This window comes from Streptomyces sp. NPDC052079 (assembly GCF_040680275.1).
GTDB lineage: Bacteria > Actinomycetota > Actinomycetes > Streptomycetales > Streptomycetaceae > Streptomyces.
Genome location: NZ_JBFAWL010000001.1, coordinates 93,595 through 111,045 on the forward strand (window position 1 = coordinate 93,595; position 17,451 = coordinate 111,045).

Sequence of the window (17,451 nt, forward strand, 5' to 3'; positions counted from 1 at the left end):
GGGGTCCCGCGTGGGGACCGGAGTCGGGGCTGGGTGCCGGGTCTGTACGGGGCCCGCAGCCGACGTCCGGTGCTGAGCCTGTGCGGGGTCGGGGCCCCGCGTCGGAACCGGAGTCCGTGCGGGGAGCGGAGCCTGCGCGAGGCCCGCAGCCGGCGCCTGGTGCTGAGCCTGTGCGGGGTGGGGGTCCCGCGTGGGGACCGGAGTCGGGGCTGGGTGCCGGGTCTGTACGGGGCCCGCAGCCGACGTCCGGTGCTGAGCCTGTGCGGGGTCGGGGCCCGGCGTCGGAACCGGAGTCCGTGCGGGGAGCGGAGCCTGCGCGAGGCCCGCAGCCGGCGCCCGGTGCTGAGCCTGTGCAGGGTGTCGAGCCCGCGCCGGGATCGGAGCCCGGGTGGGGGTCGGAGCCTGCTCGGGAATCGCAGTCTGCTCCGGGCCCGCAGCCGACGTCCGGTGCTGGGCCTTTGCGGGGTGGGGGCCCCGTGCCCGGACCGGAGTCCGTGCGGGGAGCGGAGCCTGTGCGAGGTGCCGGGCCCGTGCCAGGCATGCATCCCGTGCCGGGCGCGCTTCCCGTGCCGGGGTCGGAGTCCACGCGGGGTGTGGAGCCCGTCTCCGGGGCCGAGTCCGCGCCCGGTGTGGAGGCCGGGCGGGGGAGTGGGGCCGACGCCGACCGGGCGACGCACCTTCTGCGTCGCTTGCCGGGAGCGCAGGCGCCGGCGGAGCCGGATGCCGTGCGGGATGCGACCCCCACCTACAAGCTGCGGCCGGTCCCCGAGCCACGCGCTCCCCGGGACGCCGTGCCGACGTTCGAGCTGCGGGCCGTGCCCGGGCAGGCGGAGGGCACGCCGCCGGGCACGGTCGTGCCCCCGACCGGCGAGTTCGGTCCGCCCCCGCCCATGGATGTGAGGCCCCACCCCGCGGAGCAGGAGCGGGAGCGAGAGCCCGAGCCGGAGCCGGACCGCATGTCGGACGTCATGCCGGACGCTGACACCAAGCCCACGCCGCCCCGTGGGTTCGACGCCGTGGCGGAGGCGGTGCTCGGGGATGAGCCCCTCGCCGGATCCGGCGAGAACCACCTCGCCGTGCCCATGGCGCGGGTCAACGACGCCGTCCGCTCCGGCCGGATCGACACGGCCGCCCGCCTGGCGGAGGAGACCGTGACGGAGGCGTCAGCCACCCTGGGGCCGGAACACCCCGAGGTGCTCCGCCTGCGTGAACTCACGGCGTACATCGCCTACCTGGCCGGTGAACCGCTGCGCGCCTTCCGCCTCTCCCTCGACCTCGCCCGGATCTGCCGCCGCGCGCAGGACGCCGAGGCCGCCTACGGCAACGTCCGCAGCGCCGCCACCGCATGGCGCGCGGTGCGCGACCCGCAGATCGGACTGGAGCTCGGGCACGAACTGATCGCGCTGTGGACCGAGCTCACCACCGAGGGCGGCCCCGCCGCCGACGAGATGGAGGAACTGGAATCCGCCCGCGCCCGCATGGGCCGCCTGACCGAACGCGCTCGCACGCAGCAGACCTGACCGGCCCCGTTCCGACGCGCGCGTGTCCCTAGTGCAGGCAAAACTCGTTGAGTTCCGGGTCGGCCATCACCAGCCAGCTCCCGGAAGGCTCGTCCACCTGTCTCAGCACCCGCGCACCGAGCTCCTCGAGCCGGGCGAGTTCCTCCTCGCGGCGCCCCTCACCGGGATGCAGATCGAGATGCAGCCGGTTCTTGACCGTCTTCTCCTCCGGTACCCGCTGGAAGAGCAGCCGCCGCCCGCGGCCGGTGCCGCTCTCCTCGTCATAGGGGTCGTCGGGGTGCCGTACCGCCGCCAGGTCGCGCCAGGCGTGGCGGCCGTGGGACTCGGTGACGAGCTCGGCCGGGACCGCTCCCGCGCCGAGCAGCTTTCCGATGAGCGCGCTGTGGTCCTCCACCACGTACCGGAGGGCGGCGGCCCAGAAGTCGGCCTGCGCGTGGGGGTCGGCCGCGTCGATGACGACCTTCCAGTGCACGGGCGTGGCCGGAGTCGGTGTCTGCGTCATGGCACCAGTTATAGAGCCCGGCGCTGACAACGCCCGGCGGCTCGGCGCCCGCGCCGCGCGTGGTGCGCGACAGCCCCCTACGGCCTCGTCCCCAGCGCGTCCGCCTCGGGCGCGGCGGGTACGCCCTCCGGGCTCCGCTCGGCAGCCACCGGAGCCGTGGCGGTCGCCAGCGGGGCGCGGCCGTCGGCCAGGGCCCGCGCGGTCCGGCGGGAGGTGCGCAGCGCGTCCCAGGTCAGCAGGGTCAGCGCCAGCCACACCAGCGCGAAACCGGCCCAGCGCTCGGGCGGCATGGCCTCCTTGAAATAGAGGACGCCGAGCACGAACTGGAACACGGGCGCCAGGTACTGCAGCAACCCCAGCGTGGACAGGGGCACGCGGATCGCGGCGGCACCGAAGCAGACCAGGGGGAGCGCGGTGACCAGTCCGGTCGCGGCGAGCAGCACCGCGTGTCCGGCGCCCTCGGCGGCGAAGGTCGACTCGCCCCGGGCGCCCAGCCACAGCAGGAAGCCGAGGGCGGGCAGGAACTGGATCGCCGTCTCGGCGGCCAGCGACTCGACACCGCCGAGGTTGACCTTCTTCTTCACCAGCCCGTACGTGGCGAACGAGAACGCGAGACAGAGCGAGATCCACGGCGGCCGGCCGTAACCGATGGTGAGGACCAGCACCGCCGCGACGCCGATGCCGACCGCCGCCCACTGTGCGGGCCGCAGGCGCTCCTTCAGCAGCAGCACGCCCATCGCGATGGTGACCAGCGGGTTGATGAAGTAGCCGAGCGAGGCCTCGACGACATGCCCCGAGTTCACGGCCCAGATGTAGACGCCCCAGTTGACCGTGATGACCGCCGCGGCCACCGTGATCAGCGCCAGCCTGCGTGGCTGCCGCACCAGCTCACCGAGCCAGGCCCAGCGGCGGACGACGAGCAGGGCGGCGGCCACGAAGAACAGCGACCAGACCATCCGGTGGGCCAGGATCTCCACGGCCCCGGCCGGCTTCAGCAGGGGCCAGAACAGCGGCACGAGCCCCCACATGCCGTACGCCGCGAAGCCGTTCAGCAGTCCTATCCGCCGCTCTGCGGCCGACTTCCCGGTCACGGGCCCTCCCTCGTGCCTTGTCGCATGTCGCATGCCCTGTATCCGCGATGCGCGCCGAACGCGCGCGATGCTCGCCGGACGACGTTAACGCCGGACACCCCCGCGTGTCATGTCCGTACCGGCAGACGGTCATGACGGGCGGGGGTGGGAGGGCGGAGGGCCCAGGGCTCCGAACCGTGACGCGGCTCAGCCGACGACGGTCCAGGTGTCGCCGCCGGCCAGCAGCGCGCCGAGGTCGCCCTTGCCGTTCTGCTCTATGGCGGCGTCGAGCTGGTCGGCCATGAGGGTGTCGTAGACGGGCCGGTCGACCGAACGGAAGACGCCGATGGGCGTGTGGTGCAGGGTGTCGGGGTCCGCGAGCCGGGACAGGGCGAACGCGGTGGTCGGGGACGCACCGTGCGCGTCGTGGACCAGGATCTCTGCCTCGTTCTCCGGTGTCACCGTGACCACCCTCAGGTCACCGGTTCGCTGGTCCCGCACGACGCCCTTGGAACCGTCGGCGCCGAAGCGGATCGGCTCGTCGTGCTCCAGGCGGATCACGGCCTCCTCGGCCTGCTGCCGGTCCTTGAGGACCTCGAACGCGCCGTCGTTGAAGATGTTGCAGTTCTGGTAGATCTCCACCAGCGCCGTGCCGGGATGGTCGGCGGCCTGGCGCAGCACCTCGGTGAGGTGCTTGCGGTCGGAGTCGACGGTGCGGGCGACGAACGAGGCCTCGGCGCCGAGGGCCAGCGACACCGGGTTGAAGGGCGCGTCGAGGGACCCCATCGGCGTCGACTTGGTGATCTTGCCAACTTCGGACGTGGGGGAGTACTGGCCCTTGGTGAGCCCGTAGATCCGGTTGTTGAAGAGCAGGATCTTGAGGTTGACGTTGCGCCGCAGGGCGTGGATGAGGTGGTTGCCGCCGATCGACAGGGCGTCGCCGTCACCCGTGACGACCCAGACGGACAGGTCCCGGCGGGAGGCGGCCAGGCCGGTGGCGATGGCCGGGGCACGGCCGTGGATGGAGTGCATCCCGTAGGTGTTCATGTAGTACGGGAAGCGGGAGGAGCAGCCGATGCCGGAGACGAAGACGATGTTCTCCCTCGCCAGGCCCAGCTGGGGCATGAAGCCCTGCACGGCGGCGAGCACGGCGTAGTCGCCGCAGCCGGGGCACCAGCGCACCTCCTGATCGGACTTGAAGTCCTTCATGGACTGCTTGCCCTCGGCCTTGGGGACGAGCTGGAGCAGCGCGTTGGCGTCAGTCATCGATGGCCTCCTTCAGCGCCGCGGCGAGCTGCTCCGCCTTGAACGGCATGCCGTTGACCTGGTTGTACGAGCGAGCGTCGACCAGGTACCTCGCCCGGACGAGAGTGGCGAGCTGCCCGAGGTTCATCTCGGGGACCACCACCTTGTCGTATCTCTTGAGAACCTCCCCGAGGTTGCGCGGGAAGGGGTTCAGATGCCGCAGATGGGCCTGGGCGACCGGCTCCCCGGCGGCACGCAGCCGCCGCACGGCCGCCGTGATGGGGCCGTAGGTCGAGCCCCAGCCGAGCACCAGCACCCGCGCGGTCCCGTCCGGGTCGTCGACCTCCACGTCCGGAACCTCGATGCCGTCGACCTTGGCCTGGCGGGTGCGGACCATGTGATCGTGGTTGGCGGGGTCGTAGGAGATGTTGCCCGTGCCGTCCTGCTTCTCGATGCCGCCGATGCGGTGCTCCAGACCCGGCGTGCCGGGGACCGCCCAGGGACGTGCCAGGGTCTGCGGATCACGCTTGTACGGCCAGAACACCTCGGTGCCGTCGTCCAGGGCGTGATTGGGGCCCTGCGCGAACTGCACCCGCAGATCGGGCAGCTCCTCCAGCTCCGGGATCCGCCACGGCTCGCTGCCGTTGGCCAGATAGCCGTCGGAGAGCAGGAAGACGGGAGTGCGGTAGGCCAGCGCGATCCGCGCCGCCTCCAGGGCGGCGTCGAAGCAGTCGGCCGGAGTGCGCGGCGCGACGACCGGGACCGGCGCCTCGCCGTTGCGGCCGTACATGGCCTGCAGCAGATCCGCCTGCTCCGTCTTGGTCGGCAGGCCGGTGGACGGGCCGCCGCGCTGGATGTCCACGATCAGCAGCGGCAGCTCCAGCGACACCGCCAGACCGATCGTCTCGCTCTTGAGCGCCACACCGGGGCCGGAGGTCGTGGTCACCGCCAGCGACCCGCCGAACGCCGCGCCCAGCGCCGCCCCGATACCGGCGATCTCGTCCTCGGCCTGGAAGGTGCGCACACCGAAGTTCTTGTGCCGGCTCAGCTCGTGCAGGATGTCCGACGCCGGAGTGATCGGATAGGAGCCCAGGAACAGCGGGAGATCCGCCTGCCGGGAGGCGGCGACCAGCCCGTAGGCCAGCGCCAGGTTCCCGGAGATGTTGCGGTAGACACCCGGCGGGAACGCCGTCGCCGCCGGCGCCACCTCGTAGGAGACCGCGAAGTCCTCCGTGGTCTCACCGAAGTTCCAGCCCGCCCGGAAGGCCGCGATGTTCGCCTCCGCGATATCCGGCTTCTTGGCGAACTTCGACCTCAGGAACTTCTCCGTGCCCTCGGTGGGCCGGTGGTACATCCAGCTCAGCAGCCCGAGCGCGAACATGTTCTTGCTGCGCTCGGCCTCCTTGCGGGTCAGGTCGAACTCCTTCAGCGCCTCCACCGTCAGCGTGGTCAGCGGCACCGGGTGCAGCTGGTAGCCGTCCAGCGAGCCGTCCTCCAGCGGGGACGCGTCGTAGCCGACCTTCTGCATCGCCCGCTTGGTGAACTCGTCCGTGTTGACGATGATCTCCGCGCCGCGCGGCAGATCGCCGATGTTCGCCTTGAGCGCCGCCGGGTTCATCGCGACCAGCACGTTGGGGGCGTCGCCGGGCGTGAGGATGTCATGGTCGGCGAAATGCAGCTGGAAGGACGAGACACCGGGCAGAGTGCCGGCGGGCGCGCGGATCTCGGCCGGGAAGTTCGGCAGCGTCGACAGATCGTTGCCGAACGACGCGGTCTCCGACGTGAAACGGTCTCCGGTGAGCTGCATGCCGTCACCCGAGTCCCCCGCGAACCTGATGATCACTCGGTCGAGCCGGCGGACACCCTTCGTGTCCGCCGCTTCGCGCTGCTCTCCTACGACTGCTCCGTCGGCCTGCTCGGCCGTGCTGCTGACCTGCCTGGTCACTGAACTGGACCTCCTCGAGGGCGGCTGTCCGGGACGGCCTTCCCGCAGGCCATCCCCGGATCAACCCTACGACCGTAAGGGTCGCCTTCCTGGGGTCATTCGCATGTTGGACACCACATCGGACGTCCCACTGGGCTTATCGCACGTCCTCAGGAGGTCACGCCTCAGGAGTTGAGGTAGGTGAGAACCGCCAGGACCCGCCGGTGGTCGCCGTCGCTCGGGGAGAGCCCCAGCTTCAGGAAGATGTTGCTGACGTGCTTCTCCACCGCACCGTCGCTGACCACCAGCTGCCTGGCGATCGCCGAGTTCGTCCGCCCCTCGGCCATCAGCCCGAGGACCTCCCGCTCGCGCGGGGTGAGCCCAGCGAGCACGTCCTGCTTACGGCTGCGTCCCAGCAGCTGCGCGACGACCTCCGGGTCCAGCGCCGTACCGCCCTCGGCGACGCGCACCACCGCGTCCACGAACTCGCGCACCTCGGCCACCCGGTCCTTCAGCAGATAGCCGACGCCCCGGCTGGAACCGGCGAGCAGTTCCGTGGCGTACCGCTCCTCCACGTACTGCGAGAGCACCAGCACCCCGACACCCGGATGCGTCCTGCGCAGCTGCACCGCGGCCCGCACGCCCTCGTCCGTGTGCGTCGGCGGCATCCGTACGTCCGCCACCACGACGTCCGGGAGCAGGTTCTGGCCGTCCAGCTCGTCGATGGTCTTGATCAGCGCATCGCCGTCGCCGACACCGGCCACGACCTCGTGCCCCCGGTCGGTCAGCAATCGGGTCAGGCCCTCCCGCAGCAGCACCGAATCCTCGGCGATGACCACCCGCACCCTGTCCTCCACGTCCCTCGCCCCCCACACGACTGCGCCGGGCCCGCCCTTCTGGCGGGTCCGGTCGTGAACAGGTCCAGCATTCCAGCATCCGCCGGTGGGACGGGCCCGGGCAACGCGATTGGGGAGTGTCATCAGGGTTGCCCGTCCGGTGAGCGGGGCGGGTGCGCGCCCGCCCGGCGTTTCCGGGAGACGTTCAGTCCGTGTCCGGGTCCGTGGTCACCGGGTCCCCTCCGCGCGCCACGGCAGTTCGGCGGTCACCCGGGTCGGCCCGCCGGCCGGGGAGTCCACCACCAGGATCCCGTCCACCGCGTCCAGCCGCTCCGCCAGACCCGACAGTCCGGAACCCCGGGAGGTGTCGGCGCCACCCACCCCGTTGTCCACGACCTGGAGCATCAGCCGGTTCTCCGACCGCCACACCTCCACGGCCGCCCAGGTGGCCCGCGAGTGCTTGCTGATGTTCTGCAGCAGCTCCGAGGCCGTGAAGTAGGCGATGCCCTCGATGGCCGGCGCGGGCCGCTCCGTGAGGTCCACCTCCACCTGCACCGGGACCGTGCACCGCGAGGCGACCGAGGAGAGCGCCGCGTCCAGACCTCGGTCGGTCAGGACCGCAGGATGGATACCGCGCGCCAGGTCCCGCAGCTCCTGCAGGGCCGTCTTCACCTCGCCGTGCGCCTCGTCCACCATCTGCGCCGCGACCCGCGGGTCCTCCCGCAGCTTCTCCTTCGCCAGACCCAGATCCATGGCCAGCGCCACCAGCCGGGCCTGCGCCCCGTCGTGCAGATCCCGCTCGATGCGCCGCAGGTCCGCCGCCGCCGTGTCCACCACGACCCCACGGTCCGACTCCAGCTCCACCACCCGCGTGACCAGCCGGGACGGACCGAGCAGCCCGTGCACCATCAGGCGGTCCACCATCGTCAGCGCCCGCACGATCCACGGCGTGGCGAGCGTGAACAGCAGCCCCACCCCCGCCGTCACCGTGATCTCGAACGGGTTGTCCAGATAGACCCGGTGGGTTTCGTCGCCGTACAGCTGTAGGCCGTCCTGCCCGGCGTACGCGGGGAAGACCCAGAACCACAGCGGATACGTCAGCAGCGTCCAGCCCAGCGACCAGAGCGTCACGGTGACCGTGAAGGAGAGCACCGCCCACGGCAGCTGCAGCACCGCGTAGAGCAGGGACCGCCAGGAGGCGCCGCTCTTGAGTACGGCGCCGACCCACGCCATGAGCCCGTTCCGCCGGGTTCGCAGCGGCTCCGGCTCGCCCACCTCCAGGCCCAGCAGCCCCCGCGCCCGCGCCCGCTCCACCGACCCGAGGCCGCGGCAGCCGGCGAGCGCCGCCGCCAGTACCGGCACGCCGAGGAACGTCACCAGCAGGCCCGCCCCCAGCGCCACCATCGTGACCGCGTACGTGAACAGCAGAACGCTGATCGGCAGGCTCAGCAGCACATACCCCAGCTCACGCCATGTGCGCCCTTCGACCGGCGCCCGCAGCGCGGCCGGCAGCCGATGCCGCCGTTCCCCGGCGCCCCCGGGATGTCCGGGCTCCGTGCGGACCCCGTAACCCTGTCCGTACTCCGTGGTCATCGGCGTCGTCCTTCTTCCCGTCCGGAGGCTGTGCTGTCGTATCTCCAGACTGCTCCGCCGCAGGTGGGCGGACCATGGAGTCCGGCGCAGTCTTGGACGGGGGGTTTTCCCTACCTCCTACCGCGGGCGGGCGCCCTCCTGGCCGTCCGCGCGTTCGGGGCGAGGTGGCCGGAACGGTCGCGCCACGGCAGTTCCGCCGTCACCGTCGTCGGACCGCCCACCGGCGAGTCCACGACGAACAGACCGTCCACCGCGTCCAGCCGGTCGGCCAGGCCCCGCATGCCCGTCCCGCCGTCCATCCGCGCACCACCGTGCCCGTCGTCCCGGACCTGGAGGAAGAGCCGGCCGTCCGACCGCCAGGCCTCGACCGATGCCGACCGGGCGCCGCTGTGCTTGCTGACGTTCTGCAGCAGCTCCGAGACGGTGAAGTAGGCGATGCCCTCGATCGCCGCGGCCGGGCGCTCGTCCAGGTCGACCGTCACCGTCACTGGCACCGTGCAGCGCGAGGCGACGGAGGACAGCGCGGCGTCCAGCCCCCGGTCGGTCAGGACCGCAGGATGGATACCGCGCGCCAGGTCCCGCAGCTCCTGCAGGGCCAGCTTCACCTCGCCGTGCGCCTCCTCCACCATCGACGCGGCGGCGTCGGGATCCTCCAGCAGCTTCTCCTTGGCCAGCCCCAGCCCCATCGCCAGATTGACCAGCCGCGCCTGCGCCCCGTCGTGCAGATCGCGCTCGATGCGCCGCAGGTCCGCCGCCGCCGTGTCCACCACCACACCCCGGTCGGACTCCAACTCGGCGATGCGCCGCTCCAGCTCGTCGGAGGGCGACAGCAGACCGCGCACCATCGCCCGGTCCGCGTTGGCCAGGGCCCGTACGACGAACGGCAGCACCGGCCACAGCACGAACAGACCGGTCAGCGTGACGACGAAGGTGACGATCCCCCAGGGCAGCCGCATCAGCTCGTACAGCACCGTGCGCCAGCCCACCGGATCCTTCAGCGCCAGCCACAGCCGCGGCCACAGCCTCCTGGCTCCGCGCCACGGCAGCCGGCTCGGCTCCTCCACCCGCACCCCGAGCAGCTTCCTGGCCCGCGCCCGCTCCAGCCGGCCCAGCAGCCGCGCGCCCACCAGCCCCACGGCGAGCAGCGGGAGCCCAATCACCGTCACGGCCAGCCCGGCACCGGTGAACAGCATGGTTACCGTGTAGGTGAAGCCGATGAGCGACACCGGCAGATTGGCCAGGAGATGCCCGATCTCCTTCCAGGTGTGCACGTCGTAGGCGAAACGGGCCGGCGGCGGGCCGTCGTCGGCCCCGGCCGGTTCCGGCAACGCCGTCACGGGCGGGCCCGGGGGCGCGAAAGGTTCGGTCATGTGCCCCAGCCTGCCCGCAGCCGGGGGCCGGCGCCATGATGCGGACCGCCGACGGACACTGGGGAAATCCCCACCCCCGCGTCCGACCGGAGACGGGCTGCTTACCGGTCCTTTATCAGGGCCTAGACTCCCGTGCGTACAGATCGTCGAACCAGGGCGTTCGGCGTTCACCGGCAGAGATCGAGGGCACGGGACAGACATGGGCCCGGGTGCCGATCCGAGGGAGTGAGGTTCGGACGTGCGGGAAACGACCGTCGTCGCGGCGGACTACTTCCAGTCCTACTCGGTCGTCGGGCTGCTCGTCGCCGTCGGCCTGCTGTTCGTCGCCGTCGCCTTCGGGGCGGGACGCCTGCTGCGTCCGGTGGTGCCCACGCCCGAGAAGCTCCTGACGTACGAGTGCGGCGTCGACCCCGTCGGCGAGGGCTGGGCCCACACCCAGGTCCGCTACTACGTCTACGCCTTCCTCTACGTGATCTTCGCCGTCGACTCGATCTTCCTGTTCCCCTGGGCGACCGTCTTCGCCGCCGACGGCTACGGCGCGACCACCCTCGTGGAGATGTTCGTCTTCCTCGGCTTCCTCGCCGTGGGTCTGCTGTACGCATACAAGAAGGGCGTCCTGACATGGACGTGAACCCTGCCGCCCCCGAGCCGGTCCTGCTTCCGGAACCGAAACAGCTCGGCGCGCTCGCCCGGCTGGCGCCCGAGCCGATGAAGGTGATCCTCAACTGGGGTCGCCGCTACTCGCTGTGGGTCTTCAACTTCGGCCTCGCCTGCTGCGCGATCGAGTTCATCGCCGCGTCGATGGCCCGGCACGACTTCATCCGCCTCGGCGTCATCCCGTTCGCCCCGGGGCCGCGCCAGGCCGACCTGATGGTCGTCTCGGGCACGGTCACGGACAAGATGGCGCCCGCGGTGAAGCGCCTGTACGAGCAGATGCCCGAGCCCAAATACGTCATCTCCTTCGGCGCGTGCAGCAACTGCGGCGGCCCCTACTGGGACTCCTACTCCGTCACCAAGGGCGTGGACCAGATCATCCCGGTCGACGTCTACGTCCCCGGCTGCCCGCCGCGGCCCGAGGCGCTGCTCCAGGGCATCCTGAAGCTTCAGGAGAAGATCGCCCGGGAGTCGCTGGGGGAGCGGTACGGATCCGGCGGCGGGCGGCCCTCGGCGGCGGCGCTGCAGAGCGGACTGGTCCGGCCTCCGGCGCCGGCCGGTGAGGGGGAGGGCCGATGACCGCGGTCGGCTGGCTCCCCGCCGACACCGGGGAACTCTTCGGTACGGAGGCCACGGCGGAGGAGTCGTACGGCGTCCTGACCGTCGACGTACCGCCCGCCTCCTGGATCACCGCCCTGCGGGCCGCGCGCGACCGTCTCGGCTGCACCTTCTTCGACTGGCTGAGCGCGGTCGACGAACCCGGCACGGGCTTCCGCGTCTCGGCGCACGTCGCCGCGCTGGCCCCGGTGCGGCGCCTGCTGCTGCGCACCACGGTGCCGCACGACGCCCCGACGCTGCCGTCCGCCGTGGACGTCTACGCGGGCGCCGCCTGGCACGAACGCGAGACGCACGAGATGTTCGGCGTCGACTTCACGGACCACCCGGGTCTGGACCACCTCCTCCTCCCGGACAACTTCGAGGGGCACCCGCTGCGCAAGGACTTCGTCCTCGCGGCCCGGGTCGCCAAGGCGTGGCCCGGCGCCAAGGAACCGGGTGAGTCCGAGCACGGCGGCCCCAAGCGCCGGCAGATGCTGCCCCCCGGCGTCCCCGACCCGAACGAATGGGGCCCCCTCAAGGGCCAGCTCCCCCCGGCCCCGACCCGCCCGGCCCGCGGCGCGGCCCGCACCGCCGGCGACCGCCCACCGCGCCGGTCGCGTACGGCGGCGGAGGGCTCGGCGAGCCAGACGCCCACCGGGGAGACCCCCGACCGGCCCACCGCTCCACCGCGCCGGTCGCGTACGGCGGCGGAGGGCTCGGCGAGCCAGACGCCCACCGGGGAAACCCCCGACCGGGCCGCCACCCCGCCGCGCCGGTCGCGTACGGCGGCGGAGGGCTCGGCGAGCCAGACGCCCACCGGGGAAACCCCCGACCGGGCCGCCACCCCACCACGCCGCTCGCGTACGGCGGCGGAGGGCTCGGCGAGCCAGACGCCCACCGGGGAAACCCCCGACCGGGCCGCCACCCCGCCGCGCCGGTCGCGCACGGCGGCGGAGGGTTCCGTGAGCCAGTCGGCGGAGGCGCGCCCCGAGCGGGAAGCGCGCCCCGAGCCGGGTGCGGGTCCGCGGCGACGGGCGCGGAGCGCGAGCGAGGGGTCGGCGTCGCAGCGCTCGGACACCCCCGCCGCCCCCCGCCGGGCGCGCACCGCGTCCGAGGGGTCCGCGAGCCAACGTGCCGCCGCGGACGAAGCCGCAGCAACGGGCGGCAAGCCCGCCCCCGCCGAGGGCCGACCCGACCGGAAGCCGCCCGTCACCCCGCGCAGCACGGACGCCCCCTGGCACCACGCCCGCCCGGCCTACACGGAGCCGGGACCGGAGCGCGCCGCCGAGCCGGAACCGGAGCGCGCCGCCGAGCCGGACGCCGGGCCTCGCCCCGACGCCGGGACGGTCACCGAACCCGGTACCGGACCCGTCCGCGAGGCCGCCCCCGAACCGGAGCCTGAGGCCGAGGGCGGCCGGGGCCAGGATCAGGGCGATGGCGAGGCAGATGGTGGGTCCCGGGCGGCCGCCGACGTCCCCTCCGAGACCGGCGACGACCACCCCCGGACCACTGACCCCCAGACCCGCGACTCGCAGACCACCGACCCCCAGAGCCCCAACCCCGAAGACCCCTCAGGAGGCCCGCGGTGAACGACGTGCTCGACGTCGCTCTGCGACTCCTGGTCGTGTTCGTCGTCTTCCTCACCTTCCCGCTGATAGTGGGTCAGACCGAGCACAAGGTGATGGCCCACATGCAGGGCCGCCTCGGCCCGATGTACGCCGGCGGCTTCCACGGCTGGGCCCAGCTCATCGCCGACGGCGTGAAGTTCGCGCAGAAGGAGGACGTGGTCCCGGCCGGCGCGGACCGCCGTATCTTCCAGCTCGCCCCCGCCGTCGCCCTCCTGCCCTATCTCCTCGTCCTGCTCGCCATCCCGATCGGCCCGGGCGAGGGCGCGGTCGGCCAGGTGCTGGACGCGGGCGTGTTCTTCGTGCTCGCCGTCATGGGCGTCGGCGTCCTCGGCGCGCTCATGGCCGGCTGGGCCTCCGCCAACAAGTTCTCCCTCCTCGGCGGCCTGCGCACCGCCGCCCAGCTCCTCGCCTACGAACTCCCGATGCTGCTGACCGCCGCCTCGGTGGCGATGGCGGCCGGAACCGTCTCCCTCGTCGGCATCCTCGACGCCTTCGAGTGGTGGTGGGTGCCCTGGCAGATCACCGGCGCGCTGGTCTTCTTCATCGCCGGCCTCGCCGAACTCCAGCGGCCTCCCTTCGACATGCCGGTCGCCGACTCGGAGATCATCTTCGGCGCGTACACCGAGTACACGGGCCTGCGCTTCGCCCTGTTCCTCCTCGCCGAGTACGCCGGGATCGTCGTCCTGTGCGGCCTGACCACCGTCCTGTTCCTGGGCGGCTGGCACGGCCCCTGGGGCGCCGACGGGCTCGGCTGGGTCTGGACCCTGCTGAAGACCGCCGTCCTCGCGTTCGTCGTCATCTGGCTCCGCGTCACCTACCCACGCCTCCGCGAGGACCAGCTCCAGAAGCTCTCCTGGACCCTCCTCGTCCCCCTCTCCCTCGCTCAGATCGCCTTCACCGGCGTTGTCAAGGTGGTGATCCGGTAACCATGGCTCCCTTCCCCGGCTCCGGTCTGGCCAAGGGCCTGGCCGTCACCCTGCGGACGATGACGAAGAAGTCCGTGACCGACCAGTACCCCGACACCCAGCCCGACCTCCCGCCCCGCAGCCGCGGAGTGATCGGCCTGTTCGAGGAGAACTGCACGGTCTGCATGCTGTGCGCCCGCGAGTGCCCGGACTGGTGCATCTATATCGACTCCCACAAGGAGACGGTCCCGGCGGCGGCCCCCGGCGGCCGCGAGCGCAGCCGCAACGTCCTCGACCGCTTCGCCATCGACTTCTCCCTGTGCATGTACTGCGGTATCTGCATCGAGGTCTGTCCTTTCGACGCCCTGTTCTGGTCCCCGGAGTTCGAGTACGCCGAGACCGACATCCGCGACCTCACCCATGAACGCGACAAGCTCCGCGAGTGGATGTGGACGGTTCCGGCCCCGCCCGCCCTCGACCCCGGCGCCGAGGAGCCGAAGGAACTCGCCGCCGCCCGCAAGAGCGCCGACAAGCTCGCCGCCGCCCAGGCCGAACAGCGGGAGGAGGAGTCGTGACCCTCGCCGCAGCCGCCGGAACGGCCGCGCATGCCACGACCACCACCGCCGCCGAGACACACGGCTTCCTCTCCCCGGCCGGGGTGGAGATCGCCTTCCTCCTCGTCGGCCTGGTCACCCTCGGGGCCGCGATCATCACCGTCACCACCCGGCAACTGGTGCACGCCGCCCTCTGGCTGGTGGTGGCCCTCGGCGGCCTCGCCGTCGAGTACCTCCTGCTCACCGCCGAGTTCATCGCCTGGGTGCAGGTCCTCATCTACGTCGGTTCCGTCGTCGTCCTCCTCCTGTTCGGGTTGATGCTCACCCGCGCCCCCATCGGCCGCTCACCGGACGCTGACTCCGGCAACCGCTGGGTCGCCCTCGCCGTGTCCGTCGCCGCCGCGGCCGCCCTGGTGTGGGTGGTCGTGGACGCCTTCCGGACCACCTGGATAGACCTGGACGGTGCCCCCGCCGGCTCCACCGAGGTCACCGGTGCGAGCCTCTTCCAGCACTGGGTCCTTCCCTTCGAGGCACTGTCCGTCCTCCTGCTCGCCGCCCTCGTCGGCGCCATCGTCCTGTCCCGCAGGGCGAAGGCCGACGCCGCGACCCGAGCGAGCGCCACCCGGCGCGACACGGAGGAGACCCGCTGATGCACCTCGCCTATCCCGCCGTGCTGTCCGCCCTCCTGTTCTGCACCGGCCTGTACGGCGTCCTGGCCCGCCGCAACGCGATCCTGGTCCTGATGTCGGTCGAGCTGATGCTCAACGCCGTCAACCTCAACCTGGTCGCCTTCGACGTCTGGCTCAGCCGGGCCGCCGAGGACACCCTGCACTCCGGCCAGGCACTGGCGCTGTTCACCATCGCCATCGCCGCCGCCGAGATCGGCATCGGCCTGGCGATCGTCCTCGCCGTGTACCGCAACCGCGGCACCTCGGACATCGACAAGCTCCGCGACACCGCCGAGGGCCAGGAGCCCGACGACCCCGACAGCGACGCCACCGGCCGCGAAGCACCCGCGCCCGGGGCTGCCGGCGAGAAGGCTGAGGCCACCGCGTGACCACGACCACCCTGGCCGTCCTCGTTCCCCTCCTTCCGTTCCTCGGCGCGATCGCCGGGCTGCTCCTGGGGCGCACCGCCCCCGGATTCGTCCGCCCGCTCGCCGTCCTGCCGACACTCGTGTCGCTCGCGGCGGCCGCCCTGGTCGCCGCGCGCCAAGGCGGCGACGGGGCGGTGGACGCCGCCACCGAGCTCACCCCGACCGGCTCGGTCCCCATCGAACTCGCCCTGCACATCGACGGCTTCGCCGCGCTGACCGCCGTCCTGGTCACCGTCGTCGCCGGCTGTGTGCAGATCTACTCGACCGGCTATCTGCGCGACGACCCGCGCTACCCCTCCTACGCCGCCCTGGTCTCCCTGTTCACCTCCGCGATGCTCCTGGTCGTCTACTCGGGCGACCTGATGGTCCTGCTGGTCGGCTGGGAAGTCATGGGCATCTGCTCCTACTTCCTCGTCGGCCACTACTGGGAGACCCCCGAGGCCCGCGCCGCCTCCCTCAAGGCCTTCCTGGTCACCAAGCTCGGCGACGTCCCCTTCCTCATCGGCCTGTTCGCCCTGGCCACCGAGGCCGGCTCCTTCCGCATCACCCGGATCCTCGGCGCCGTCGCGAACGGCGGCATCGAACACCCCACCTTGATCGCCCTGCTGCTCCTGGCGGGCGTGGCCGGCAAGTCGGCGCAGTTCCCGCTGCACACCTGGCTCCCCGACGCGATGGCGGGCCCGACCCCCGTCTCCGCGCTGATCCACGCCGCGACCATGGTCGCCGCCGGTGTCTACTTCATCGCGCGTCTCCTTCCGCTCTTCGAGGCCTCGCAGGCCGCGATGACCGTCCTCGCCGTCATGGCCGCCGTCACCATGACCGGCTCGGCGCTCGCCACCCTCGCCCAGGACGACATCAAACGTGTCCTCGCCTACTCGACGATCGGCCAGCTCGGCTACATGACCGGCGCCCTCGCCGTCGCCGACCGCGGCGCCGCCGTCTTCCACCTCCTGTCCCACGGCGCCTTCAAGGCGCTGCTGTTCCTCGCCGCCGGCGTGATCATCCACGCCGCCGGCACCAACTCGCTGGCCGCCATGTCGCGCATGGGCCACCTGCGCGACCGCGTCCCCGACGCCTACTGGACGATGACCGTGGCACTCCTCGCGCTCGCCGCGATCCCGCCGTTCAGCGGCTTCTTCTCCAAGGAGGCCGTCCTCGGGGTCGCCGAACACGTCGTCACCGGCCACACCGAACACGCCCCCGCCGCGGCGGGCTGGATCGTCCTCCTCGCCGGCCTCGTCACCGCCCTGCTCACCGCGGCGTACGCGATGCGCCTGTGGCTGCTGGCCTTCCGCGGACACGGCACCGAGGCCCCCGGCCACGGCAGGCAGCCGCTGACCATGACCGTGGTGCTGTGGGTGCTCGCCGTACCGTCCCTCGCGCTCGGCGGCCTCGCCTTCCGCGTGCTGCCCGACTGGTTCGACGGCCACGACCTGACCCCGACGCTCACCACCTCCGTACTCGGCACGGGCGTGGCCCTGGCCGGCGGCATCGTCACCTACGCCGCCTGGCGGCACACCACCGCCCAGGCGGCCGCCCGGGTCCCGCTCGGCGCCGTCGCCGCCCATACCGGGGGCGACGCCGGACTGGTCGAGGCCGAGGCAATCGCCAGCCACGAACCCGCCTACGGAGACATCGCGTACGCACCCGACCCGTCGGACCCCGGACGGCTGCTGCTCGGACCACTGCACCGGCACGCGGCCGTCGGCTTCCACCTGGACGCCGTGTACTCGGCCCTCTTCGTCCGCCCCGTCCGCGCCGGCGCGAGCCTCGTACGGTTCCTCGACCGCGAGGTCGTCGACACCTACGCACGCGGCGCGGGAACCCTGCCCCGCTGGCTCGGCGCCGCCGTACGACGGGCCCAGACCGGCAATCTGCAGACCTATGTGAGCGCGCTGCTCGCCGGCACCGTCGTCCTCGCGGTCGCCGCCGTACTCGTCGCCACGGGAGCGTGAGC

Annotated in this window: 15 protein-coding genes and 1 pseudogene; 9 read left to right on the top strand and 7 right to left on the bottom strand. The window is 72.3% G+C overall.

Going from position 1 to position 17,451, the window contains the following annotated elements; all coding sequences use genetic code 11:
* Window positions 1-788 precede the first annotated feature (788 nt).
* Window positions 789-1,520 (top strand): annotated as a pseudogene (locus tag AB0L56_RS00460) (tetratricopeptide repeat protein); the annotation flags it as partial.
* A 28-nt stretch (window positions 1,521-1,548) separates the two neighbouring features.
* On the opposite strand, the gene AB0L56_RS00465 reads toward AB0L56_RS00460, so the two are convergent.
* The 7 genes from AB0L56_RS00465 to AB0L56_RS00495 all read right to left on the bottom strand — a co-directional run bounded on the left by AB0L56_RS00465 (window position 1,549) and on the right by AB0L56_RS00495 (window position 10,060).
* On the bottom strand, window positions 1,549-2,022 hold the full coding sequence (locus AB0L56_RS00465; protein WP_361031192.1) for a VOC family protein: 474 nt from the start codon (window positions 2,020-2,022) through the stop codon (window positions 1,549-1,551).
* Window positions 2,023-2,099: 77 nt separating this feature from the next.
* Window positions 2,100-3,113 (bottom strand): EamA family transporter RarD, encoded by a 1,014-nt coding sequence (rarD, locus tag AB0L56_RS00470; RefSeq protein WP_365417367.1) that lies wholly within the window; start codon window positions 3,111-3,113, stop codon window positions 2,100-2,102.
* Between the two features lie 186 nt (window positions 3,114-3,299).
* On the bottom strand, window positions 3,300-4,358 hold the full coding sequence (locus AB0L56_RS00475; RefSeq protein ID WP_365417369.1) for a 2-oxoacid:ferredoxin oxidoreductase subunit beta: 1,059 nt from the start codon (window positions 4,356-4,358) through the stop codon (window positions 3,300-3,302).
* Entirely contained in the window at window positions 4,351-6,282 is a 1,932-nt protein-coding gene (locus AB0L56_RS00480; protein ID WP_365417372.1) for a 2-oxoacid:acceptor oxidoreductase subunit alpha, read from the bottom strand. The genes AB0L56_RS00475 and AB0L56_RS00480 overlap by 8 nt, the downstream gene beginning before the upstream one ends.
* A gap of 164 nt (window positions 6,283-6,446) precedes the next feature.
* Window positions 6,447-7,106: a response regulator transcription factor gene (locus AB0L56_RS00485; protein ID WP_365418791.1), complete on the bottom strand. Its 660-nt coding sequence runs from the start codon at window positions 7,104-7,106 to the stop codon at window positions 6,447-6,449.
* A 219-nt stretch (window positions 7,107-7,325) separates the two neighbouring features.
* Window positions 7,326-8,690 (bottom strand): sensor domain-containing protein, encoded by a 1,365-nt coding sequence (locus AB0L56_RS00490; protein WP_365417374.1) that lies wholly within the window; start codon window positions 8,688-8,690, stop codon window positions 7,326-7,328.
* A gap of 110 nt (window positions 8,691-8,800) precedes the next feature.
* A complete protein-coding gene (locus AB0L56_RS00495) occupies window positions 8,801-10,060 on the bottom strand; it encodes a sensor domain-containing protein (RefSeq protein WP_365417376.1) in 1,260 nt (419 codons plus the stop codon).
* 238 nt (window positions 10,061-10,298) lie between these two features.
* Here AB0L56_RS00495 and AB0L56_RS00500 point away from each other — a divergent pair, with 238 nt between their 5' ends.
* From AB0L56_RS00500 to AB0L56_RS00535, 8 genes are read left to right on the top strand one after another with little or no spacing between them, the layout of a single operon-like run.
* A complete protein-coding gene (locus tag AB0L56_RS00500) occupies window positions 10,299-10,691 on the top strand; it encodes an NADH-quinone oxidoreductase subunit A (protein WP_365417379.1) in 393 nt (130 codons plus the stop codon).
* Window positions 10,682-11,293, top strand: a complete 612-nt coding sequence (locus tag AB0L56_RS00505) for an NADH-quinone oxidoreductase subunit B family protein (RefSeq protein ID WP_361031216.1) — start codon at window positions 10,682-10,684, stop codon at window positions 11,291-11,293. Before AB0L56_RS00500 ends, AB0L56_RS00505 begins: the two co-directional genes overlap by 10 nt.
* A complete protein-coding gene (locus tag AB0L56_RS00510; protein ID WP_365417381.1) occupies window positions 11,290-12,900 on the top strand; it encodes an NADH-quinone oxidoreductase subunit C in 1,611 nt (536 codons plus the stop codon). Before AB0L56_RS00505 ends, AB0L56_RS00510 begins: the two co-directional genes overlap by 4 nt.
* Window positions 12,897-13,865 carry a complex I subunit 1 family protein gene (locus AB0L56_RS00515; protein WP_361031222.1) on the top strand — a complete coding sequence of 323 codons (969 nt, stop codon included), beginning with the start codon at window positions 12,897-12,899 and terminating at the stop codon, window positions 13,863-13,865. The genes AB0L56_RS00510 and AB0L56_RS00515 overlap by 4 nt, the downstream gene beginning before the upstream one ends.
* 2 nt (window positions 13,866-13,867) lie before the next feature.
* Window positions 13,868-14,419, top strand: coding sequence for an NADH-quinone oxidoreductase subunit I (locus AB0L56_RS00520; RefSeq protein ID WP_361031225.1), 552 nt, complete (start codon window positions 13,868-13,870; stop codon window positions 14,417-14,419).
* Window positions 14,416-15,048, top strand: a complete 633-nt coding sequence (locus AB0L56_RS00525; RefSeq protein ID WP_365417385.1) for an NADH-quinone oxidoreductase subunit J — start codon at window positions 14,416-14,418, stop codon at window positions 15,046-15,048. Before AB0L56_RS00520 ends, AB0L56_RS00525 begins: the two co-directional genes overlap by 4 nt.
* A complete protein-coding gene (nuoK, locus tag AB0L56_RS00530; protein WP_361031231.1) occupies window positions 15,048-15,455 on the top strand; it encodes an NADH-quinone oxidoreductase subunit NuoK in 408 nt (135 codons plus the stop codon). The genes AB0L56_RS00525 and nuoK overlap by 1 nt, the downstream gene beginning before the upstream one ends.
* Complete coding sequence (locus AB0L56_RS00535) at window positions 15,452-17,449, top strand: NADH-quinone oxidoreductase subunit L (protein ID WP_365417388.1); 1,998 nt, start codon at window positions 15,452-15,454, stop codon at window positions 17,447-17,449. The genes nuoK and AB0L56_RS00535 overlap by 4 nt, the downstream gene beginning before the upstream one ends.
* Window positions 17,450-17,451: the final 2 nt, after the last annotated feature.

Bases quoted from the DNA above. Each gene is read 5' to 3' on its own strand.
- AB0L56_RS00465 (WP_361031192.1), bottom strand. From the start codon at position 2,022: ATGACGCAGACACCGACTCCGGCCACGCCCGTGCACTGGAAGGTCGTC.
- AB0L56_RS00475 (WP_365417369.1), bottom strand. From the start codon at position 4,358: ATGACTGACGCCAACGCGCTGCTCCAGCTCGTCCCCAAGGCCGAGGGC.
- AB0L56_RS00490 (WP_365417374.1), bottom strand. From the start codon at position 8,690: ATGACCACGGAGTACGGACAGGGTTACGGGGTCCGCACGGAGCCCGGA.
- AB0L56_RS00495 (WP_365417376.1), bottom strand. From the start codon at position 10,060: ATGACCGAACCTTTCGCGCCCCCGGGCCCGCCCGTGACGGCGTTGCCG.
- AB0L56_RS00505 (WP_361031216.1), top strand. From the start codon at position 10,682: ATGGACGTGAACCCTGCCGCCCCCGAGCCGGTCCTGCTTCCGGAACCG.
- AB0L56_RS00510 (WP_365417381.1), top strand. From the start codon at position 11,290: ATGACCGCGGTCGGCTGGCTCCCCGCCGACACCGGGGAACTCTTCGGT.
- AB0L56_RS00520 (WP_361031225.1), top strand. From the start codon at position 13,868: ATGGCTCCCTTCCCCGGCTCCGGTCTGGCCAAGGGCCTGGCCGTCACC.
- nuoK (WP_361031231.1), top strand. From the start codon at position 15,048: ATGCACCTCGCCTATCCCGCCGTGCTGTCCGCCCTCCTGTTCTGCACC.